The sequence below is a fragment of the Exiguobacterium sp. ZWU0009 genome (assembly GCF_000798935.2).
In the GTDB taxonomy this organism is placed as follows: Bacteria; Bacillota; Bacilli; order Exiguobacteriales; family Exiguobacteriaceae; genus Exiguobacterium_A; species Exiguobacterium_A acetylicum.
This window is the reverse complement of the sequence record NZ_CP018057.1, coordinates 1,221,026-1,243,676: the sequence shown is the minus strand read 5'-3', so window position 1 is coordinate 1,243,676 and position 22,651 is coordinate 1,221,026. Positions and strand designations below refer to the sequence as shown.

Here is a 22,651-nt window from a genome sequence, read left to right as displayed (position 1 = left end):
ATGCCAGAAGTCACGTATCGTCGTGAGATTTAACACCAATCAAACAAACGATCCTCCCTAACATTCGTACGACAAGGCGACGACTTTTTAGGTTCATTTATCAGCCTTCTCTGCCTCATTGTGAACTCCACCTGTAATGATAATCATTATCAATGGTGAGTGACATGGATTTTCTTTTCATTCTTCATGGACAAACAAAACAGTTCCTATCACTGATATTCGTATGCAATTGACGTAACATATGCATTCTCCCAAGTGGTCCCCACGGATCCCAATCGACACTGTCTGGGTAAAATATACGCCCCGTCCTAACGGCACGAAGCGTTTGCCACGCCTTCGTTCCTCGAATTCGTTCCACATCTGCAGGTTGACTCCACAGTATGAACAGACCATCCGGATCCAACTGCTGTAATGTTTCTAGACCGATCGTCATGTAGACGGTATGCGGAAGTCCTTCCACTGCTCGTAGACCGATTTCATTGAACAGAAAATCCAACATCGTATGCCCTGTTCGTCCGTAAAGTCTGATTTCTGAGTCTCTGATCCAAATGACGGCCCATGTCACATTCCGATTGAATTCGAACTGTTGCTTCACAATTGTTTCAAGCGTCTCGACTTCGTTGATGATATCAGTCGCTCGCTCAAGCATATCGGTTGCCGTAGCAACAGCATACAAGTAATCCTTCCAACAAGTTTGTTTCGGAATATCGATGACCGGACAAGACGTCAACATAGATGGTGATTCACCTCGTATCGGTGTCCGTAAAACGAGATCGAGATTTGATGTCTCGAACCATTCCGGTAAAATCGTTGCTGACGCGTCGTATAGTCGTGTACCTTCGATTTCACTTAAAAAGTCTGGAACCCCGTTCGCACGATATTGTGTCGGAAAAGACGGTGCGATGACCGGTTGAATGCCAAGTGCCAATAAGTGATCTTGCAACAACGCCTGACTCCAGATTCCGACCCGTGGAATCAACCGTTTCCGGTACTGACTTGGTGATAGTCCCTCACGTTTTTTAAAGAGACGACTGAAATAAAATTCATCATTGATTGATACACGTTCTGCGATCTCAGCAATCGTCCAATCTGGATGTGCAATCATCCACTCCTTCGCCCGTTGCATCCGCAATTGATGAATCAGTTCCTTTGGTGATTGATCGTAGTGCTTTTTGAATTGACGAGAAAACGTCGGCAGTGACATGTTCAACTCATTTGCCAAGTCACTGACTGTTCTTGATTTCCCGAGTTCTTCTAACCACTGGGACGTCACTTCCTCAAACGTCTGCTCATGACGACGTTCACTTAATTGCTCCAGCAGTTGATACAGATAGCGATGCTGTCTAAGAGAACCGGTTATTGTTTCTGGACAACTGTGCATTCGTTCTAAGCACTCCACTAGTTCATTCGTTGGTTGTCGGAAGATTGGAAATGGCGTCAGTTCAACCTCTAACTGATACAAAAGACAATGCCCCTCCTGAACGATGAATCGTTCACCTGATTTCTTGACGAAACAGGCTTCTCCCGCCTCTAGACGTTTTCTTTCCGTGTAGGTAATGCCAGCGCCTTGTATGACGACGATCAAACTCGGACGTAACGCCAATTGTCCTCCTGTTTGTAATGCGTGTTTCCTCACTCGAAATGTATGTAGTGCTTCTGTCATTTCCAACTCACTCCTAAAAACATTTGCTACCTGATGTTTTTTTCGTATATCAACTTTGAATTTCCCTAATTGATAATGAATATCATTTTCGTTAACACTATAGCATCACTCTGCCGGTTTTTGTCAACAACTGTTGCTAAAGTACGTTCCACCGTCACAACAAAAAAGTCCCTTCACCCAGTGTAATCTGAGTGAAGGGACTTAATTTTTAAGCCACACGCGACGACGAGTGTGTCTCCGCTGTTTTCTTACCAACGACTGCTCCGATCACCCCGCCGATGATCGCTGGAACGACCCACCCGAGACTGACGGAAGCAAACGGTAATACTACATCGAACACGTCCGTGACAGCTGAGACGTTAATCCCTGCTGTCTTTAATCCATCAAACAAGCTGATGAGGAATGTCATCCACAGCGCCCCTTGATAGACGGCTGGTTTGCCTTTAAAGAGTGGATGCAAGAACGTCAAGAAGATGAGACAGATCGCCAGTGGATAAAGCGTCATCAAGACTGGTTTTGAGACGGCGAGCAATTGATTCAGACCGATGTTCGCGACGAGTGCGCTGAAGACCGATAGACCAATCGTCCATTTGACGTATGAGATTTTCGGCACGAGGGTCGAGAAGAACGATGCACAGGCCGTGATCAACCCGACGCTTGTCGTCATACAGGCGACCGTGATCATCAGACCGAGCAAGATTGCACCGTATTCACCGAAGTAATGATCCGACACAGCCGACAAAATCTCCGCTCCGTTTGCAAGTTGACCAATCTCCGAGACACTCGACGCACCCATGAAGGCTAGCGCCGTATACGTGATTGCAAGTAAGGCTGCGGCAATCAATGACGCTTTCGTACAAATCAGCAACAACTGTCGCTTTGACGTGACGCCTTTTTCCTTGATCGCTGCGATGATGATGATACCGAAGACGAAGGCCCCAAGTGCATCCAGTGTCATGTATCCTTCTTGGAAACCGTTAAAGAAGGCATTCGACTGATATGTCTTCAAAGGATTCTGAAAACTTCCGATTGGATGAAGGACGGCGACGACGATCAAGAGACCGATGAACGTAATCTTGATTGGTGTCAGTACCTTACCGACAACATCGACGATCTTCGTCGGGTTCAACGACAAAAGACAAGCGACCGTGTAGAACAAGACCGTGAAGATGAGTAAAGGCCAGTGGCTCGTTGACTCACTGAAGAATGGCTTGATTCCGATCTCATATGAGACCGTTCCGGCACGAGGAATCGCAAAGAATGGTCCGATTGCCAGATACAAGATGACCGAGAACCCGATTCCGAATGCGGGATGGACACGTGACGCCATCGCTTGTAGATCGCGTTCCCCTGAGTACGCGAAAGCGAGAATCGCTAGCAATGGTAGACCGACACCGGTAACGAGGAAACCGGCATTGGCGACCCAGACATGCTCCCCTGCGAGCTGTCCGAGCATCGGTGGAAAGATGAGATTGCCTGCCCCGAAGAACAAGGCGAAGAGCATCATACCGATGACGATGATAAATGATGTTGGAACAGTTTTAGACATAATAAACCCCCACTGATGATGATCGACTTGATCCGCTCCCTAAGCAGATGAAGTACTTCGTTCGAAAGAATACCATACGTTTAAGAGCTCGTGCTAGGAGTTTATCTGGAGAATATTCTGAAAATTATGCAGAAAGTTTGATATAGCTTGTTTCTACATAATTTGTTACGTCTGTGCGTCGAAGCGTGAAACCGGATTCATAAGTTCATCTGACGGAGTAGAAGCTTTTACTTCTTTTTAAAAAAGAAGATAATATAAATTGTCCACAATGATGACTCTCACCAATCGACTTAATTCGTATGCAAAGAATCAAGTCTCCTTTGTCAGCGACACGTATAGTGAATAGTGAAAGGAGGGGAATAAATATTGCTCGATCAATTAAATCAATTGATGCGTTATATCGATGAACATTTGACGGAAGAACTATCACCTCAAGACATTACTCGACTGACAGGACTATCCGATTATCATTTTCGAAGAATGTTTTCTTATATGTCCGGGGTAACACTAACGGAGTATATTAAACAAAGGCGTTTATCAGAAGCGAATCGCGACTTAATTCAAGGTGCTTCTGTCACTACGGTCGCCTTCCAGTATGGCTTCCGTTCTGTAGAAGGTTTTTCGAGAGCTTTTCGTAACTGGTCAGGTTATTTACCGTCATTTGCTATAAAACATCAGATTCAAAAAAACTTTCCTCCCTTCACATTTTATTTAGAAATTAAAGGAGGAACTTCAATGGAGTTTAAAATCGAAGAAAAAAGTTCATTTTTTATAACGGGTGTCTCTAAACGTGTACCAATTCAATTTGAAGGGGTTAATGAATCCATCATTGAGCTTGCCCAATCCATCACGACGGATCAACGACGACAAATGAAGGCAATGGCCGATCTTTATCCTAATCATATATTGAATGTATCTTTTGATCATGAGGAACAATTCCAGGAAGAAACCGGTTCACTTACTCATATGTTAGGATATGCTACAACGCAAAAATTAACTGATTCCGGTATAGGACTTGAACAGTTGTACATCGATGCATCGACATGGGTCATTTTCCCGAATCGTGGACCTTTCCCAGCAACTTTACAAGATACGATGGCTCGATCATATTCTGAATGGTTACCTTCCTCTGGTTATGAATTGATTGACTTGCCTGCCATCTCCTTTACGATTCACGGTGACGACCCTGAACAGGTTTATAGTGAAGTATGGGTCGCAGTTTCAAAGAAAAGTAGTGAACAGTAATTCTATATATGTTGGCAAACGAAAAAGCCGTCTTCTCAGCAAACGAAGACAGCTTAAATGTCACACACTCCCTTAAATTATTTGAATTGAACTGAACCAAAAAAGTTAGACAATAAATAATTTGTCAGGCGACCTTGAGGACCTGAGTCCGGTATTCCACCGGGCTCAGGTTTTTTAGTCGCCTCTTGATACGACGATGGTTATAGTATTCGATGTAACGCTCGAGCTCACATTTGAAGTGGTCCATGTCATCGAACTCCTTGAGATACAGGAGCTCTGACTTGAGCACAGCGAAGAAGCTTTCGATGGCTGCGTTGTCGAGGCAGTTGCCCTTACGGGACATGCTTTGCGTAATACCGTGCTCGTGAAGCGTACCGACGAACGCTCGATATTGATAATGCCACCCTTGGTCGGAATGCAGAATCGGTCGGGCTTTCCCGTCGAGCTTCCCGATTGCCTGATCCAACATTTCACCAACGAATTGATAGGTAGGGCGGTCCGATAGGGTATAAGCAATGATCTCACGATTTCCCAAGTCCATCATCGGCGAGAGGTAGAGTTTCTCCCCGAACAGGTGAAACTCAGTGACGTCAGTCACCCATTTCTGGTTCAGGCCGGTGGCCTTGAAGTCACGTTGGAGAAGATTCGGTGCGACCTTTCCGACCCGTCCTTTATAGGAGCGGTATCGCTTCATACGGACAAGACATTTTAGACCGAGCTCATTCATGAGACGGCGTACGGTCTTCGGATCGTGCCGGAAGCCTTGGCGTTCGAGAAGTGCGTGGATGCGACGATAGCCACATCGTCCCTCGTGTTCGTGGAAGAGAGTATGGATAGCTGTCTTCACCTCCGCATACTTGTCCTCGCCCGTCAGGCGCGTCCGCCAATAGTAATAGACGCTTCGTGCCATACCGAGCACGCGAAGGAGTCCCGGAACGGGATAGACTGACCGCAATTCGTCGATTACTTGTGCCTTGATCCGGTTCGTCGCGCATTCTCTTCTTGAACCAAGGCTTTCAATTTTTTTAACGCAGCGTTCTCCATCTCGAGATACTCGATCCGCTCTTTGAGCTTCTCGACTTCTGTCATCTCTTCAAATTCCTTCTTCTTGCGTCTCGCCATCGGGGCACGTCCTTTCGGTCTGGCGACCAGACCTGCGGTCCCTTCCCGTTCATACGTCGATCGCCATCTCGAGATCGTCCCTGGGGAAGAAATTCGGTACTTTACGGCCGCCTCTATATTGGACAGCCTGTTGGTCACCATGTCGTTTAATACCTCCAGTTTAAATGCCAGCGAGTGGCTTGTATAGGAAGGATCGAAGATCGTTTCCCCCCAACGCTCATAGAGACGCGACCACTCGCGGATCAGTTCACGTGCTATCCCGAATTCTATCGCTACACCTCGGTATCCGTCTCGTCCTGTCAGATAACGCTCAGCGACTTGGACTTTAAACGCCTTTGTATATTTGACCATAAAAAACACCCCATAAAAGTTGGATTTTTATGTCCAACTTTTATGGGGCAGTTCAAATTGAGGGAGTGTTTTCATTTCTTTTTATTATTCCTAATTCAATCATCCTCTTACAGACCTTACGATCGTCGCAACCCCTTGCCCGCCACCGACACATAACGTCGCAAGACCATGCGTTTCACCCGTCCGTTCGAGCTCATGAATCAACGTGACGAGAATTCGCGCACCACTTGCACCGATTGGATGACCGAGAGCGATTGCTCCCCCGTTCCGGTTAAGTTTTTCATGCGGGAACTGAAGCTCTGCATCGACCGCGAGGGATTGCGCTGCGAACGCTTCATTCGCTTCAATGACATCGATATCGTCAAGCGAGAGTCTCGCTTTACCGAGTGCCTTCTGAACCGCTTGAACTGGACCGATTCCCATGATGCTCGGATCAACACCGGACGTTCCATTCGCAACAATCTCAACGAGTGGTGTCACGCCGAGTTCTTTTGCCTTCGCCTCTGACATGATGACGAGTGCGGCAGCACCGTCGTTAATGCCTGACGCATTACCTGCTGTGACCGTTCCGTCCTTCTTGAACGCCGGGCGCAAGCGACTGAGTTTTTCGACAGACGTTCCGGCGCGTGGAAACTCATCTTGATCAAAACGAATCGGATCGCCTTTTCGTTGTGGAATCAGAACCGGTGTAATTTCTGAGACGAACCGTTCTTCCGCTAATGCCGTCTGCGCTTTTTGCTGACTCGTCGCTGCGAACTGATCCTGCGCTTCGCGCGATAGTTCATACACATCGGCTAAATTCTCTGCCGTAATACCCATATGGTAGTCGTTAAAGGCACATTCGAGCCCGTCCTGGATGATCGTATCGACGAGCGGTTGGTCTCCCATCTTCAGTCCAGAGCGTGCACCCGCGAGGACGTAAGGTGCTTGGCTCATGTTCTCCATCCCACCGGCAACGATGACGTCAGCTTCGCCTGACTTGATCGCTTGATACGCGAGATGGACGGCAGATAGACCGGATCCGCAGACTTTGTTGACGGTCATCGCCGGACACGTCTCCGGTAACCCGGCAGCAAGTGCCGCCTGCCGTGCTGGATTTTGACCAAGTCCTGCTGAGAGGACGTTGCCGAAAAAGACTTCATCGACGTGACTTCCTGCGACACCAGCTTTCTCGAGTGCCGCGCGGATGACCGTCGCTCCGAGTTCCGTTGCTTTGACGTCCTTCAAACTTCCATTGAAATTCCCGATTGCCGTGCGCGTCGCACTGACGATGACGACTGCTTCACTCATCTGCTCCATCTCCTTATTGAATCGTATATCCACCATCAAGGACGTTTGCTTGTCCCGTGATGCCTTTTGCTTTGCGGCTCGCAAGGAACAACGCATAATCCGCGATTTCTTCGACTGCGAGCAGACGTTTTTGCGGAACGAGCGGATAGATGACTTCTTCAAGTACCTTCTCAAGCTCGACGTGTCGCGTTTTCGCTAAGTCTTCCATTTGATTACGAACGAGTGGTGTATCAACGTAACCCGGACAAATCGCGTTGACGGTGATCCCGTGTTCTGCTCCTTCAAGGGCTGCGACTTTCGTTAGACCGAGCAACCCATGTTTCGCTGAGTTATATGCTGCTTTACCGGCAAAGCCGATCAAACCGTTGATCGATGCCATATTGAGAATGCGTCCGTAGCCTTGATCCTTCATGATCGGAAAAGCATGTTTGATGGCGATGAACGGTGCCGTCAACATGATCTTAATCATCAATTCGAACTTCTCCGTCGGAAACTCCTCAATCGGTGAGACGTGCTGGAGACCAGCGTTGTTGATTAAGACATCGAGTCGACCGAACTGTTCGACCGTTTGCTTCAAGACCGCTTCGACCTGTGCTTCATCGGTGACGTTTAACGTCATCCCGACTGCTTCATGACCGGCCGTGCGAATTGATGCCGCTGCTTCCTCTGCTGCTTCAGCACGGACATCCGTCACGACGACTTTTGCGCCAGCTGCTGCGAACGCCTTCGAGATTTCAAGTCCAATTCCACTCCCTGCACCTGTAACGAGTACGATATCTCCTTGTACCATCAACTTCACTCCCCTACCGTCACGCGTTCGAGTTCCGGACTGACCGTGAACCGCGCTTCCGTGACTTGTTTGATGTCCTCGACCGTATGACCATTCAGTGTCTCGATCAAGACCATCCCGTCCGGTGTAAAATCAAAGACGGCTCGGTCCGTAATCAGACGATTGACGACAGCGCGTCCTGTCAACGGCAAAGTACACGCCTGTTTGACTTTCGATTCACCGTGTTTGTTGACATGTTCCATGATGATGACGACGCGTTTTGCTCCATTGACGAGATCCATCGCCCCGCCCATTCCTTTGACCATCTTGCCCGGAATCATCCAGTTCGCGAGATCACCGTTCTGATCGACTTCCATCCCACCTAGGATTGCGAGATCGATATGCCCGCCGCGAATCATCGCGAACGACTCAGCACTATCGAAGTAAGAAGCTCCTGATTGTGCCGTAACCGTCTCTTTTCCAGCATTGATCTCGTCCGCATCAACCTCATGATCGAGTGGATAAGGTCCGATCCCAAGCAGACCATTTTCGGATTGCAACATGACATGCATGTCGTCCGGAATCGCATTGGCAATCAATGTCGGAATCCCGATCCCGAGGTTGACGTACATCCCATCTTCAATTTCCTGAAGTGCGCGTTCAATGATGATCTCTCGTGTCGTTTTCATGTCAATCTCCTCCTCAAGCTTCCCGGACAGTTCGGCGTTCGATGCGTTTTTCATAATCCGTCCCGACGACGATGCGCTGGACGTAGACGGCAGGTGTATGAATTTCGTTTGGATCAAGTTCGCCGACTTCAACCAGTTCTTCGACTTCGACGATCGTTACTTTTCCGGCTGTCGCGACAATCGGGTTAAAGTTGCGTGACGTCTTTCGGAAGACGAGATTCCCGAGACGATCCGCCTTCCAGGCTTTGACGATCGCAAAATCACCAACGATTCCTTCTTCGAGCAGATATGTTTTTCCGTCGAACTCTTTTTGTTCTTTTCCTTCGGCAATCGGTGTCCCAACGCCAGTCGGTGTGTAGAAACCAGGAATGCCAGCACCACCAGCACGAATTCGTTCCGCAAGCGTACCTTGTGGGACGAGATCGACTTCAATCTCGCCACTGAGGTACTGTTGTTCAAACGTCTTATTTTCTCCGACATACGACGAAATCATCTTCTTGATTTGCCGTGTCTGCAAGAGCAAACCGAGTCCGAAGTCATCGACGCCACAGTTGTTACTGACGACCGTCAAATCTTTGACGCCCTTCTCTTGTAACGCCGTAATGGATTTTTCCGGGATTCCGCAGAGTCCGAAGCCCCCTACGACTAACGTCGCCCCGTCAAAGATGTCTGCTGTCGCTTCCGCGAATGATGCGTATACTTTCCCCTGTTTCATCTGATGATGCCCCCTTTGAAGTCTTTAATACAAACCAGTTAAGCTATACAATCCGATCATCAAGAAGACGGTTACTGTCTTGAGGATCGTAATCATGAAGATATCCTTATAGGACTGACGGTGTGTGAGTCCTGTGACCGCTAGCAACGTGATGACGGCACCGTTATGCGGTAACGTATCCATCCCACCGGACGCCATCGAGATGACGCGGTGCATGACTTCTGGCGGCACACCGCCTGACGTGATTGCCTGTGTATATTTATCAGACATCGCACTTAACGCAATCCCCATCCCACCAGATGCTGAACCAGTGACACCGGCAAGCGTCGTCGTCGTGACTGCTCCGTTGACGAGCGGATTCGTAAATGTTTCCGAGATCCCGCTTGAGACGGACTTGAATCCCGGAAGTGCGGCGATGACACCACCGAAGCCATACTCAGCACCGGTATTCATGACGGCTAAGAGTGCGCCGCCGATACTGACGTTTAGACCCGTTTGGAAGTTCGTCTTGATCTTCGGGAAGTCATACAGCATCGCTGCGAGAATTCCAATCAATAGCGCCATTTGGACGGACCAGATCGCAAGAACAGCTGGTGTCTCAATCTTTCCGAATGCTTCTAATCCAATCGCTGAAAAGTCGAACCCTTCTGGATACCATTTCGGAATCGACAAGGTGAAAACTTTGTTCATGACGGCAACGAGGACGAGTGGGACGAAAGCAAGGATTTGACGATAGACCGGTTGACGATCCGTCTCAAGTGTCATTTCTGGTTCATTTTTCAATTCCATCTGTGGTGCGGCACTCGCAGCTGTCGCTTCGAATCCAGCGTATCCTTCACCCTCTTGATGGGCTTTTTTCTTGCGTGACTCGAGATACCACATCCCGACGACTAAGATGAACAAGCCACCGACCGTCCCCATGATCGGTGCAGCGTAGATATCTGTTTTGAAGAACGTCGTTGGAATGACGTTTTGAATCTGCGGTGTTCCTGGCAACGCGTCCATCGTGAATGTAAATGCACCAAGGGCAATCGTTCCTGGAATGAGACGTTTCGGGATATTCGCTTCGCGGAACAGGTTTGCCGCGAACGGATAAACAGCAAACACGACAACGAACAGGCTGACGCCGCTATATGTAAGAATGGCGCCAAGCAAGACGATAGCGAGGATGGCGCGTTTTGCACCAATCATGCGGATGATCGTCTTCGCGATTGATTCCGCGATACCGGACATCTCGACGACTTTCCCGAAAATTGCTCCTAGAAGGAAGACCGGGAAGTATGCTTTGATGAACCCGACCATCTTTTCCATGAAGATATTCGAGAAGAAGGGTAACACCCAATCCGGGTTCGTTAGTAAGACGGCGAACAAGGCACAGATTGGTGCAAATAGGATGACCGAAAAACCACGATAGGCAACAAACATCAATAAGGATAAGGCAAGAAGAATGATGACGAGTTCCATAAGTAGATCTCCTTCAAATTTAGTAAGCGTTTTCATTTCGCTTCTTCATCATTTAACAACGCAGTGTCGAGAAGGTCAATTACATTTCGTAAAACCATAAGTACAGCTTATAGAAATCATAATTTCACATTATAGACACAATTGGATCAGATAGATTATTTTTTCAAGTAACAGGAGTTAGTCCTTTTATGGCGTATGTCTTTTAAGTAACGTACTTTTATTTGAAAGGATGAACAGTTCATGAAAAGCATCCTTTTTGACGTCTTGCATAACGTGACGCTATTAATGGCTGGTTTCTACCTGCTCGGAAAATTATCACCGCTCCCGATCACCCGTGACTCCCCACGGCTGACCCGCGTGTTGTATGGCCTTGCCTTAAGTGTCATCTCATTACTACTCATGCAGATGACGATCGAAGCAGCGCCTGGCGTCATAGTCGATTTGCGCCATATTCCGGTCGTCGTCGCTGCCTACTTTGGTGGTGCCATCCCGACAACGATCGTGACGATCGCAATCATCATCTATCGCTTCAGTTTGGGAACGAATCTAGCAGCCTTCACCGCATTCGGTTTCATCGTCGCCGTTGCTCTCGGAACGAGTCTGATCGTTCGCGAGATGCCACCCTATGCAAAACGAACATTCACACTCGTGACGATATACGCGACGGCTTTACACGCTCTTGTCTTATGGATCGTCTTACCGAAACAGATTCTTCTACTTGAAGTGATGACAGTCGTCATTCCTGCATCGTTCGTAAGTAGTTGGCTCGCCCTGCTGATCATCCGCGATATTCGGTTGACCAAACAATCATTACGGATGCTTCGTCAGAAAGCGCAACTTGACTTTTTGACGGGATTAAATAATTCACGCGCCTTTAATGAATACTTCACGGATGTCAAACAGCGATTGATCCTGAACAAACAGTCGGTCGTGTTGTTGACGATTGACATTGATCATTTTAAACAGGTCAACGATACGTATGGACATGAGGCGGGCGACGAGGTGCTACGGCAGTTCGCCAATCGACTGCGCGATGGAGTGGCAGAAAGCGGGTATTTATCCCGTAACGGCGGTGAGGAGTTTTCAGTCCTGTTTGAGGGCGTGCCACTCGCTGAAGTGATTCCTTTAGCAGAACAATTGCGTGAACGGATCGCTTCCAGCCCGTTTCGATTGGCTTCGATCGATTTGCCACTTACGGCATCGTTTGGTTTAGCGGCTTTTGATGAAACGACATCTCAAATCGACCAGCTCCTTCCGGATGCGGATGCTGCCCTCTATCAGGCGAAGCAACAAGGTCGGAACCAAGTCGTCCTGTTTTCTCCTAATGCAGAATCTGCCGTCAGCTTTCAAGAATAACGATGGACGTCACCTCTGAAATCCGCTACCTTTAAAGAAGAGGTAGGTGATTGGCATGAAGTTAGCAAAAGGTCCCTATATCCTGATCGGCCTCATATTAGGTCTCTTGTTCGGATTCATTGGTGACAACTTCTATTTGTATGTATCAGCAGGTATTCTTGTCGGAGCACTGCTCGAATTATATGTTGCATACGAACAACGCAAAAAAAATAAAAAATCATGATGGAGGTATCAGCATGACATTCAGTGATTTATTCCTCTCGACTCTTTCGTATATCGGTGTCGCAACCGTACTCCTTGCCATCGGTGTCGTCCTGTTCGAGGTGACGACGAAATCAAAGGAGCTTGAATTAATTCGTAACGGGAAGAAAGCGGCCGTCTACGCCTTCGGTGGACGAATTCTTGGTCTCGCCATCGTCCTGTATTCGAGTATTTCGAACTCTGTCAGCATTCTCGATATGGTGTTATGGGGCGCACTCGCGATCGTCTTACAAATCGTTTTATTCTATCTCGCGGATTTACTAATCCCACGCTTAAGCATGACGAAAGAGATTGATGCGAACAACGAAGCAGTCGGCTTGTTGCTTCTCTTCTTATCGATTTCGATCGGTTTGATCATTGCAGGATCGCTTACATATTAAAAGGCACGAAAACAGCCCTGGATCATTAGGATCTAGGGCTGTTTAGATTGTATATCATTTAATCCATATTATAGATTCTAGCTTTATAAGGTCGTAATCTAACTGTATCATTCGAAACGTTCAAATTTATCCATCCTAAACCCCATCAATATTAGTTCCAAACTGAAGTAATTTCTTTTTCAAACATGACGGCCTCTCCTTCTTGAGAACGATCGACCTCATCTTTTATATATTGTGCAGGTGTAACGACCTCATTCCAAGCACTCTTCAGATAGTTTGCTTGATCGACGTTCATCGATTCCTTACCGTGCATATTGCTCGCAACATATTCAAGCGCCTCAATATAAGCAGTATAGTTCTTCGCTACTTTTTGTAAGGATTTTGATTCTGGATCATTCGACTTGAATTGGAAAGATTTTTCGATGTGGTACATCGCATCAATCTTCGACCTCAGTTCATTCATGGTCACATTCTTTGTAATGGAATCACCCGTCGAATAAGGTGCAAAGTTAGCCATATTTCGCATCGATCTATCGATGTAGTCTTTTCGATTGACTGAATTGACGGTCTTAGCATCCATCAACTCCTCATGCTCTTTATCTATATAAGGTGTTGTATAAGGGATGTATCCTGCTTGATACGAATACAAGCTTCCCCCGATTAATACAATGACTGTCGAATAGAAATATAAATATCGTTTTTTCAAAATACCCTCTCCTTAATGCTATGGAATTTTATGTACCTTACATCCTTCTATTAAGATCTGTAAAAAATGTTCGGGGGCAGTAGACTCCTCATAACATCATTCATTTCTTTCAAATTGCTACTTTTTCAATCTTTCATCGACTTTTGATCCACGATAAGAAATTTAGAAACCATTACAAAAATTGGATACGTTAATACAATGGTGATTAAAATGAAGCCTAAACCAGGGCTTGGCATGTCTCCTTCATTCGTGACTGGAATAATCCCACTTATGAAATAGGTGAATAAAACAAAGTAGACGAACCAGGAAAGACAGATGATTCGTTCAAACGACTTATGTAGAGTGGACTTGAAGGTGATCCGTCTAATTAAAAAAGGAATACTGATTAGAGTGATGCATCCAATCATGATATTCAGAGTCCAAAACATACTTGAAGACATATCAGTAAGTCTCATGATTCGATTGATATTTAGCATGCATTGTAATGGAATGAATAAAGCGACGGCATATAAAAAGCTCGATATGTTGATGTTTAAAAATGTTTTCATTCAATGAATCTCCTCTCGAAAAAGGCATAACTTGTATGAACACACTGCATAAATTCTAATTTTGATGACTTAGGAAAATATCTCGAATTAAGAAATATGATCTATACATTTTTCCAATCAAATACGAAAGTCAAACTTAATTCAAGTGAAAAGCATCAATTATTATGTGAAACTCTCCTACCAATCATTTTTATAATCCGTTCTGAATGACATACATAATGAGTAGGCCAAAGAGCGTCCCAACAATTGCTAACAGTACTTTTTTCATCATTTCTTACCCCCATCGATTTTTGTATTCTGTGCTGTAGTGACTATTAATCTTTTAATGTTCTCTTTCGATAGATCATGAAGACTAAAGCACTAGATAATATACCAGCAATCAAAATAACGATTAGATTAATGGATAGCGAAGAGAAAGAGGCACCATTCTCAACCTTTTCAGCTAGCTCTAACAGTTGTAAGTTCGGCAAATAATCGACAATCGAAAGTAACGGATATTTATCAGAAACCTGCTGGAGCAACGTTCCGAATCCGAATAAAAACATGACAGGTAATACAGCGACAGAAGCTTCCATCACAGAGGAAGTCATCAATCCTAGAAGTGTCCCTAAGGCAAGGTAGAACAAGCAAGAGACGAGAAGTCCAATTATTATGATGAAAGGATGTGACGGAGCATAACCCGTAATGACGGCACTGATGACTATGGTGAAGAGTGTGATCAGTGCAGTCAATATACTTTTGCCACCTAGAATCTCTAGAGTGGAGGCAGGTGACAGCATCAAGCTTCGTAACGTGTTCTTCTCTTTCTCTTCTGCGATCAATGTGCATTGAACGAATGCTGCTACTGAAGAGAATGTCAAATTGATGACGGTGTAGTGAATTTCTAACGTCACTTCGCCAATATTCTTATAGACAATTGCCATCAAAATAGGTACTAACAGTGTCGTACCGACAAATACGTTTCTTGACACGTCTTTTACATCCTTCTGAAAAATGGCCATTGTACGATTGATTGAAAAGATCATCTGAGTTCACTCCCTGTTACTTTTACGAACACGTCCTCTAGAGTCGGTTCGTTAGAATGGATAGATACAACCTGATTAGTACGTAACATTTCATAGATATGGCAAGCATCTTTTTCATTCGATTCGAAAACGTGTTCTAGGCCGTCTAATGATTCGATTGTCAACGTCTGATCAGCAAAACGCTGTTTGATCGATTTTGGTGATCCTAACAACTGGATATGACCACGATTTAGGAAGGCGACACGATCGCAAAGGGTGTCCGCTTCTACCATATCGTGAGTCGTTAAGAAAATCGTCGCACCGTCTCGATTCATATCTTTAAGGGCAGAATAGATGGCTTGAGTGTTGACAGGATCTAACGCAGAAGTAGGTTCATCTAAGAATAAGATTTCGGGTTGATGTAAAAAAGTTCGAGCGAGTAGTACCCGTTGTTTCATCCCTTTCGACAGTAAGGCAACTTTCTTATTCTGCTCATCACCTAAATTGACTAACTCCAGTGCACGATGAATACGGTTTTCAGAGACAGAAAAAATTTTGCAAAATAACTTTAAATTGTCTTTTACCGTCAAGCGATCGTAGAGACCACTATTGTCTGTCATGATACCTACTTTCTGAAAGGTGTTCTTTTGTTTGAGTTTTTCAGAGGGAATTCCAAGTAAACTGGTTGAACCCGTGGATGGTTTCATTTGACCAGTCAATATTTTGATCATGGTAGTTTTACCAGAGCCACTGGGACCAAGTAGCCCGAAAATCTCTTTTTGCTTGATATAGAAACTTAAATCGTCAAGAGCCGTCTTATCTGAAAAGTGTTTCGTCAATGATTCAATTTCGATTACCTTTTCCATAGTATAGTTCTCCTCTCGTTTTCTAACCTTAGAATAGTAGAGAGCACTATACATCGCACTATTTTAACGATGAAAGGAGTTAATAAGCTTATGAAAAGAGTAATTAGCTTGCTAGAAGATCGTCATTTAATGCCGAGCATCTCTTTAAGAACGTGTATTTTATTCTTAGATAAAGGCACTTCGGTTCGATCGTCGAGAACCAGACTAAAACTGTTCCGTGTCCACGTGACAATCTCGCGTACTTTCTTCAGATTAACGAGATAGGAACGGTGACATCGGAAAAAATACCGGTCCTGAAGAGTCGTTTCATACTCATTCATTGTATATAGACCCGGTAACATCGTATCCGCCACATGAATTTGAACACTTCCCGATGCGCTCTCGAAAAATTTGACCTCATCTATATCCAGTAAAATAAGATTACGTTCAAGTTTGGCAACGACCTTATTCAGTTCGAGAGGCGAAAACGGAGTGGATTTTTCAAGTCCATTGATCTCTTCATCATTTTTTGAGATTGCGTTCTCTTCTTCCTCAATTTCTGTATTGATGCGTGTAAGCCCACTACTACTTAATACATAAGATTCTTCGGATAAAGTAATTGCACTCTCCGTACTTCCTGTCAGTATTAGAAGACACTTTTCTTCCTGGAGCAACAATTCGATAACTTTGAATAGAATGTTCTTGGTATATTGATCAATATTTTGATCCGGTTCATCGAAAACGACCACCGGTGTATCTTGTAAAATAAGAATTGCGAGTTGCAGACGTTTCTTTTGAGAACGATCTAGTTTGTTTGTTCTTTTCTTTGCTATCTCGCTTAATTGTGTAACTTCGAGTGTGTCTGAAATCGCTTTTGAGCTGTTATACAATTTTTTATAAAAAGCAAGATGATCTAAAATGGTTAATCTATCGTATGTATACGGTTGCTCATAATAGAAACTGATTGACGAGTGATATTGTACAGTATTTCCTGGGTGATGATTGTTTACTTGAACATGTTTATTTGCACTTTGGATACGACCTTCAAGTATCTTTATGAGTAGCTGACGATGGGTAATATTAGAACTAATCGCCAATGACTTTCCTGGAGAAATGGAAAACGTAACTTTTTCGAGTACTGTTGTTTTATCTTTCTGATCTATGTAATTAAGCTCATTAACAAATAAAGTCACTCTAGTTCCCCCTTTGGGATGAATTATCCCTTGAAATATACATAAACCTTATCATGTTTTTTTACAAAATGTAGGTTATAAAAGAAGAATAATGGAATAGTGAATTAAATATTGAATATTTTAGAAATGAATTTTTGAATAGTAGTCACATACGATTTTCTTATTAACGTTTTAATTCATAACTATAGCGCAGAAGACACAAAAACGGCTTAGGTCCGTTTAAATAACGAATTTAAGCCGTTTAAAAAATCATTAAGTTATTTAGTTTATCAATAAAGAAATATTTTATTGACATTCTTATTTTTCAAGCTCCTCTAGCTCCGTCCGCGAACGTGGGAAACCATTCGCTTGCCACTCCGACCGATAGATCGAATCCAGTTTCGTCAATCCGACCTCATCCGGGTCTTTCGCAGCATCTGGACTCGGATCCTGATCGAGATGCGCTAAATAGTCTCGTAACGCATCGGTCTGTGTGCTCTGTTCCCGCTTCCTGAACAACAGTAGACTCGCACCGGCAATGACACCTGCTCCGAATAAATACCGTTTTTTCAAGCCCATACGGTTTCCTTCTTTCTTCCCTTAAACCAACCCACCGCCGTCACGCAGTCGTGGATGCGCGATGCGTTTGACATTTCCCTCTTCGACCGTCAGGACATGATCGGGCTGTCGCTCGAAGTAACCCGTATCGAGTACACCCGACCAGCTCTTCACTTCTTTTGCAAATACTCGGACGTCCGAGATGGCTGATACATCAACGTCCAAAATCACGTGACCTCCATCTGTAACGAAGGGACGATCGTCTTTCACGCGTAGCGTTGCTGAGACATGCTTATCACGTAACCGTTGTCGCACATACGGTAAGGCAAACGGATCCAGTTCGACAGGTAACGGTCCGCTTAAATGATGGACGAACTTCGAGGAATCTGTCAGATAGAGCAATTCCCGACTCATCAGTGCGACGATTTTCTCGCGAAATAGTGCACCGCCACCACCTTTGATCGTTTGAAATCGTCCGTCAATCTGATCGATCCCATCGATCGTCAAATCGATTTCCATTCCCTCTTCCAAGTCAATCAACGGAATGTGTAGCTGTTCCGCGAATCGTACCGTCGCAAGTGACGTTGCCACACCTTGAATCTGTAGTCCAGCATGCACAAGTGGACCGAGCGCTTCGATGAACCGTTCCGTCGTCGAACCTGTCCCAAGACCCACTATCATCCCATCTTTCACATAAGTTAGTGCTGCCTCAGCGACTAATTGTTTCTCCTGTTCATACATCCGCATCCCTCCCTACATTTCTGTTCCCGTTTCGATTCGTCTTCAATCGACGGAGAGAGAGGATTCCGTTAACGTCAGGTACTGCTCAATTGCCTGGACGAGCGGTTGCTGAGCTTCCATCCAAAACGCGACAGATGTCGGATCAGCATCGAGATGACGGTTAACGATCTCATCGATCGTCGCTTGACCGGAATCATGCATGACCGCTTCAAAGACTGCTGAAAATTGACTCGGATCCGCTTGAACCGTCTGATACAGACTATTGCTGAGCAGATAACCGATCGTGTATGGAATGTTGTAGAACGCAAGATTCGGATTAAACAGATGACTGATGTACATCCATTTATAGCGCGCCGGTTCAGGCAATACCGGACCATAGGCTAACCGTTCTTCCTCTTGCAGGAGTTCACTTAACCGTTCGGCACTGACCGTCCCTTGCTGACGTTCCGCATAAAAACGTTGCTCGAAACGGAACATTCCGGGAACGATGCTGGCATATTTCAGCCCTTCCCGGATCTTGACCTCTAGGAGAGCGAGCACTTCCTCCCGCTCCGCCGTCTCTTTGATGGCAGCATCGAGGACGAGATTCTCCATGAACGTCGAAGCCGCCTCCGCGATGCTCGTTCCTTTGACTTGATTTAAATACGGTTCGTCTTGCAGTAAATAATTATGATAGGCATGACCGAATTCATGAGCGAGCGTCGCGACGTCCGGATAACTATCACGGTACGTCATAAAGATCCGGCTCTCTTTGGCAATCGGAAAGGCAGCACAGAATCCGCCCTCTGCTTTTCCAGGACGATTCTCTGCATCGACCCATCCCTCACTAAACACGTTTTCCGCAAAGGCGCCGAGCTGCGGATTCAATCGTTTGAATTGTGTCGTGACGATTGTCTCTGCCATCTCAAACGGAACGAGACGCGCGGAGCGATAGGTGTTCGTCTCAAAATCATGCCATTCTCCCGTCATCCGCTCCGCCTGGGCAATCTTCCGAGCGTAATAAGCGTGAAAGAGGTCGCGGTGTTGATCAAGTGCTTCCATCATCGCTTTTAGGCTCGCTTCCGAGATCCGGTTCTGCTCAAGCAACTCAGTCAACGGTTGCTCCCAGTTCCGCATCTTGTAGGATTGCAATCTGAAGCCGGCAATCCGGTTCAGAATTGTCGCAAACAGGTCAGCTTCTTGTGCACAAGCGGTGTCAACTGCTGTCGCTGCCGCTAAACGAGCCGAACGGTCAGGTGCGAACATCGCTTCGTGCAGCCCTTGACCGATCGTGACCTGCTTTTTGTCCAAGTCGACGCGCAATGCCATGAAACGCTGTTTGTAGAGCTGCCCCCAGCCTTGGAACCCGTCCACACCGAGATCTTGCAACAATTGTTCTTGAACCAGTGGTGCACGACGCGACTGGATGTCACGGCGTTCGTTCAAGAAAAAGGCGTATGGTGAACTAGTGACGAGCGCCTCCCACTCTTCTTGTGACAGTGCGGCGATCTTCGTATCGAGTGCTGCTGCCTCACTGCGCACCATCGCTTGTACGATTTCGATTTCCTCGAGCAATGAATGGACTTCTGAGCGCGTGACATCTTCTGCATATAAGCAATAAATGAAGTCACTCCATTCTTCGACGTCGCGCGCGACTTGCTGATAACGCTCGACCTGTTCTGCCACATTAGCCGGACGTTTCGTCAACGCGGCTTGTATCGTAGCAATTCCTGCTTTAACGTCGTTAATCGTGTAGAGTTTTTCTAATTGCCATCGTGTGTGTTTCATGCTTTTCCTCCTATGCGTGATCTATTCGTTCTTTCATTCGTGAGGACACTCGACTTCTCCTGTATTTTCCATCAGACACAAAAAAAACTCCTTCAGCCATTGACTGAAGGAGGACATCCTCATAAAACGAAGAAGTAGACACATAGAAAGTGTGCTAGGCTACCCAGTAGTACGAAGATATGGAAGATTTCATGGAATCCAAGATGTTTGAACGATAAGATACGTGGCTTCAGCCCATAAATGATGCCACCAATCGTGTAGAAGATACCACCAAGGAACAATAATCCGATGCCGAGCGGTGATAAAACTTGCGCAAGTGGTGTGATCGCAAATACCATGATCCAGCCCATTCCGATGTAGAGCGTCGTTGATAACCAACGTGGACTGTTGAACCAAACCAATTTAAAGGTGATTCCAGAGACTGCAATCAACATGACGATGCTGAACAAGACCCAACCAGTCGGACCGTTCAGACTGACGAGACAAAATGGTGCGTAAGACCCGGCAATCAACAGATAAATCATCGAATGATCCAACCGACGCCAGATCGCGATTGCCCGGTCGCTCGCAAGGACCATATGGTAGGTCGCTGAGACGGCATAGAGCGCCATCATACTGACACCAAAAATAATCGCTGCGACGATCGCAAGTGATGCCCCCCGTTCTAACGATGCCTTGATGACAAGTGCCAGTAACCCGACAAAAGCAAAGACAGCCCCTCCAAGATGCGTTAATCCATTAATCGGTTCTCTCATATAAGCTTTCACTTTCGTTCCTCCCCTGATATGTAGTTTCGAATACTACATGGCGTTATATACGTATTCTATCATATGATGGAGAAGTAGAAAGTCCTATTTTAGCGATTTTGGAGGTTTTTTTATGACACATTCTGATGACACGAGACACGATCGTCAATTACGGCTCGAAGATATCCCGAATATCGATCTCTATATGGATCAAGTCATTCAACTGTTCGAGCGGACATTCGAGGAAACGACGCGAAGTGCAGACGAGACGATTTTGACGAAGACGATGATCAACAATTATGCCAAAAAGAAATTATTCTTTCCGGTCACGAATAAAAAGTATACGAAGGAACACTTGATTCTGATTAGCTTGATTTATCAATTGAAAAGTTCGTTTTCGATCAATGATATCAAAACGATTCTTGCGCCCTTGAACGCAGGGATCGAACAGGATCAACTCGATCTTGAAGGGTTTTATCGTAATTACCTCGAACTGACGGAACGAAATACAGCCCGCTTCGTAACGGAACAAGACGCTCTGACCGCTTCGACGACCGATCCACTGGAGCAGATTCTCGCTATGGCTCATATGAGTAACTTGTACCGGCGCGCAGCAGAACAATTGATTGACACCCAACTGAAAAAATAAGAGAACGCTTTCACTGCGTGATACACTAGAAGAAAAGGCAGAGGAGGAACAGTCATGGAGATCGCGACGACTTTCTTGCGACAGCTTGATCACATCGGACCAGAATTCAGAACCTATCAGGATGGTATTCTGATCGAACTGGCATTCGACCGAACGATCGGAACGGAGCAGGTTTCCGCAAGTGTGTTGCTTGAGACAGCAGATGACTTGAAAATACGCTTGTATACACAAACCACCCAGGCATTATTACTTGCTTCGAAGATTCATGCCTTTGACGCCCACACACCGAGTCGGATTGCTGAGATGATGTCGATTCATGGCTATTTTAAATCGCATCGCTTGTCGCATCCCTTGAATGCCTACTCTACTGCCCTGTTCATCAGCCGTCTTACTCCACAGGACGCGGTACTTGAACGAACGGTACAATTATACACACGCCTCAAAAAACAACATCGGTTCATCGTGTCACCGCTATTGATCTCTTTCGTCTATTTTCACGCTACGACACGCGGTGAGTTAGACGAACTCGCCTCGCGTATCGAAACGGTCTATCAACGACTCAAACGACGGTTCGGACGCGCTCAACAGACGTATGTCGTGGCCTTGATATTCGCTTTATTGCCTGAAGACGATTGGGATCGCTATATCGCACAAGTGGAGGCATCCCGTAAGATACATCGTAAACACCATGTTCCGCTGTCGTTCCACGGCATGCTTGCGTTACTCGGTGATCCAAACGTTCACGCTTCGTCACTCGAACGGATGGCAGAGGCGTTACGCTCCGATTTACATTTTAAATACCGGAAGGACTTAGTCTATTTGACAGCAATCCGATTGTATTTAAGTCAACAAACGATCCTGCAACAACTCTTCCCATCTTCGATTCTCCCACCGGACGGCGCCGACGCGATTCCGTTCTTACTCTTCCCTGTTGATTTGACCGACACGTCCCATGCGACGGACGGCGGGATCGACGGAGGATTTGATGGTGGTGGTGACGGCGGGGGCGAGTAATCATTCAAGAACAATACAGCAAAAAGGGCAATCGACGCGTGGCATTA

Annotated in this window: 23 protein-coding genes; 6 read left to right on the top strand and 17 right to left on the bottom strand. The window is 45.9% G+C overall.

Annotated features, from left to right (window positions below; all coding sequences use genetic code 11):
• Positions 1-184: 184 nt before the first annotated feature.
• Both L985_RS06325 and brnQ read right to left on the bottom strand, forming a co-directional pair.
• Positions 185-1,663, bottom strand: coding sequence for an AraC family transcriptional regulator (locus L985_RS06325; RefSeq protein ID WP_052169516.1), 1,479 nt, complete (start codon positions 1,661-1,663; stop codon positions 185-187).
• A 208-nt stretch (positions 1,664-1,871) separates the two neighbouring features.
• Positions 1,872-3,212 carry a branched-chain amino acid transport system II carrier protein gene (gene brnQ / locus L985_RS06320; RefSeq protein ID WP_047396111.1) on the bottom strand — a complete coding sequence of 447 codons (1,341 nt, stop codon included), beginning with the start codon at positions 3,210-3,212 and terminating at the stop codon, positions 1,872-1,874.
• A gap of 366 nt (positions 3,213-3,578) precedes the next feature.
• Between brnQ and L985_RS06315 the strand changes: the two genes are divergently transcribed.
• Positions 3,579-4,457, top strand: coding sequence for an AraC family transcriptional regulator (locus L985_RS06315; protein ID WP_029341309.1), 879 nt, complete (start codon positions 3,579-3,581; stop codon positions 4,455-4,457).
• Between the two features lie 124 nt (positions 4,458-4,581).
• Here the strand turns inward: L985_RS06315 and L985_RS17260 are convergent, their stop codons facing one another.
• From L985_RS17260 to L985_RS06280, 7 genes are all read right to left on the bottom strand, one after another.
• A complete protein-coding gene (locus L985_RS17260; protein WP_419718458.1) occupies positions 4,582-5,436 on the bottom strand; it encodes an IS3 family transposase in 855 nt (284 codons plus the stop codon).
• Entirely contained in the window at positions 5,421-5,930 is a 510-nt protein-coding gene (locus L985_RS17255; protein ID WP_029341908.1) for a helix-turn-helix domain-containing protein, read from the bottom strand. The genes L985_RS17260 and L985_RS17255 overlap by 16 nt, the downstream gene beginning before the upstream one ends.
• A gap of 99 nt (positions 5,931-6,029) precedes the next feature.
• The gene (locus L985_RS06300) at positions 6,030-7,220 is read right to left on the bottom strand and encodes an acetyl-CoA C-acetyltransferase (protein ID WP_047391267.1); all 1,191 of its coding nucleotides are present in this window, start codon (positions 7,218-7,220) and stop codon (positions 6,030-6,032) included.
• Between the two features lie 13 nt (positions 7,221-7,233).
• Positions 7,234-8,010, bottom strand: a complete 777-nt coding sequence (locus L985_RS06295) for a 3-hydroxybutyrate dehydrogenase (protein WP_047391263.1) — start codon at positions 8,008-8,010, stop codon at positions 7,234-7,236.
• Between the two features lie 5 nt (positions 8,011-8,015).
• Positions 8,016-8,678, bottom strand: coding sequence for a 3-oxoacid CoA-transferase subunit B (locus L985_RS06290; RefSeq protein ID WP_029341304.1), 663 nt, complete (start codon positions 8,676-8,678; stop codon positions 8,016-8,018).
• Between the two features lie 13 nt (positions 8,679-8,691).
• Positions 8,692-9,393 (bottom strand): CoA transferase subunit A, encoded by a 702-nt coding sequence (locus L985_RS06285; RefSeq protein ID WP_029341303.1) that lies wholly within the window; start codon positions 9,391-9,393, stop codon positions 8,692-8,694.
• A 24-nt stretch (positions 9,394-9,417) separates the two neighbouring features.
• Positions 9,418-10,857: a GntP family permease gene (locus L985_RS06280; protein WP_047391258.1), complete on the bottom strand. Its 1,440-nt coding sequence runs from the start codon at positions 10,855-10,857 to the stop codon at positions 9,418-9,420.
• 240 nt (positions 10,858-11,097) lie between these two features.
• On the opposite strand from L985_RS06280, the gene L985_RS06275 reads away from it, so the two are divergent.
• The 3 genes from L985_RS06275 to L985_RS06270 are packed head-to-tail and all read left to right on the top strand — an operon-like array spanning position 11,098 to position 12,854.
• Complete coding sequence (locus L985_RS06275; protein ID WP_052169386.1) at positions 11,098-12,213, top strand: GGDEF domain-containing protein; 1,116 nt, start codon at positions 11,098-11,100, stop codon at positions 12,211-12,213.
• 55 nt (positions 12,214-12,268) lie between these two features.
• On the top strand, positions 12,269-12,436 hold the full coding sequence (locus tag L985_RS17025; protein WP_023467823.1) for a hypothetical protein: 168 nt from the start codon (positions 12,269-12,271) through the stop codon (positions 12,434-12,436).
• A gap of 13 nt (positions 12,437-12,449) precedes the next feature.
• The gene (locus L985_RS06270; protein WP_023467822.1) at positions 12,450-12,854 is read left to right on the top strand and encodes a DUF350 domain-containing protein; all 405 of its coding nucleotides are present in this window, start codon (positions 12,450-12,452) and stop codon (positions 12,852-12,854) included.
• Between the two features lie 151 nt (positions 12,855-13,005).
• On the opposite strand, the gene L985_RS06265 is transcribed toward L985_RS06270, so the two are convergent.
• The 8 genes from L985_RS06265 to trhA all read right to left on the bottom strand — a co-directional run bounded on the left by L985_RS06265 (position 13,006) and on the right by trhA (position 20,962).
• Entirely contained in the window at positions 13,006-13,560 is a 555-nt protein-coding gene (locus L985_RS06265) for a hypothetical protein (RefSeq protein ID WP_047391253.1), read from the bottom strand.
• A gap of 862 nt (positions 13,561-14,422) precedes the next feature.
• Complete coding sequence (locus L985_RS06255; RefSeq protein WP_231925719.1) at positions 14,423-15,109, bottom strand: ABC transporter permease; 687 nt, start codon at positions 15,107-15,109, stop codon at positions 14,423-14,425.
• 20 nt (positions 15,110-15,129) lie between these two features.
• Positions 15,130-15,978 (bottom strand): ABC transporter ATP-binding protein, encoded by an 849-nt coding sequence (locus tag L985_RS06250; RefSeq protein WP_029341297.1) that lies wholly within the window; start codon positions 15,976-15,978, stop codon positions 15,130-15,132.
• 122 nt (positions 15,979-16,100) lie between these two features.
• On the bottom strand, positions 16,101-17,150 hold the full coding sequence (locus tag L985_RS06245; protein WP_051656231.1) for a LytTR family transcriptional regulator DNA-binding domain-containing protein: 1,050 nt from the start codon (positions 17,148-17,150) through the stop codon (positions 16,101-16,103).
• A gap of 297 nt (positions 17,151-17,447) precedes the next feature.
• On the bottom strand, positions 17,448-17,708 hold the full coding sequence (locus L985_RS06240) for a hypothetical protein (RefSeq protein WP_029341295.1): 261 nt from the start codon (positions 17,706-17,708) through the stop codon (positions 17,448-17,450).
• A gap of 21 nt (positions 17,709-17,729) precedes the next feature.
• A complete protein-coding gene (gene rpiA, locus L985_RS06235) occupies positions 17,730-18,428 on the bottom strand; it encodes a ribose-5-phosphate isomerase RpiA (protein ID WP_047391248.1) in 699 nt (232 codons plus the stop codon).
• A 42-nt stretch (positions 18,429-18,470) separates the two neighbouring features.
• Positions 18,471-20,195 carry a M3 family oligoendopeptidase gene (locus L985_RS06230; RefSeq protein ID WP_052169385.1) on the bottom strand — a complete coding sequence of 575 codons (1,725 nt, stop codon included), beginning with the start codon at positions 20,193-20,195 and terminating at the stop codon, positions 18,471-18,473.
• A 119-nt stretch (positions 20,196-20,314) separates the two neighbouring features.
• On the bottom strand, positions 20,315-20,962 hold the full coding sequence (gene trhA / locus L985_RS06225) for a PAQR family membrane homeostasis protein TrhA (protein WP_023467814.1): 648 nt from the start codon (positions 20,960-20,962) through the stop codon (positions 20,315-20,317).
• Between the two features lie 112 nt (positions 20,963-21,074).
• On the opposite strand from trhA, the gene L985_RS06220 reads away from it, so the two are divergent.
• Positions 21,075-21,590 carry a DUF1836 domain-containing protein gene (locus L985_RS06220; protein WP_029341292.1) on the top strand — a complete coding sequence of 172 codons (516 nt, stop codon included), beginning with the start codon at positions 21,075-21,077 and terminating at the stop codon, positions 21,588-21,590.
• A gap of 54 nt (positions 21,591-21,644) precedes the next feature.
• Positions 21,645-22,604 carry a DUF4003 family protein gene (locus tag L985_RS06215; RefSeq protein ID WP_029341291.1) on the top strand — a complete coding sequence of 320 codons (960 nt, stop codon included), beginning with the start codon at positions 21,645-21,647 and terminating at the stop codon, positions 22,602-22,604.
• The last annotated feature ends 47 nt before the right edge of the window (positions 22,605-22,651 follow it).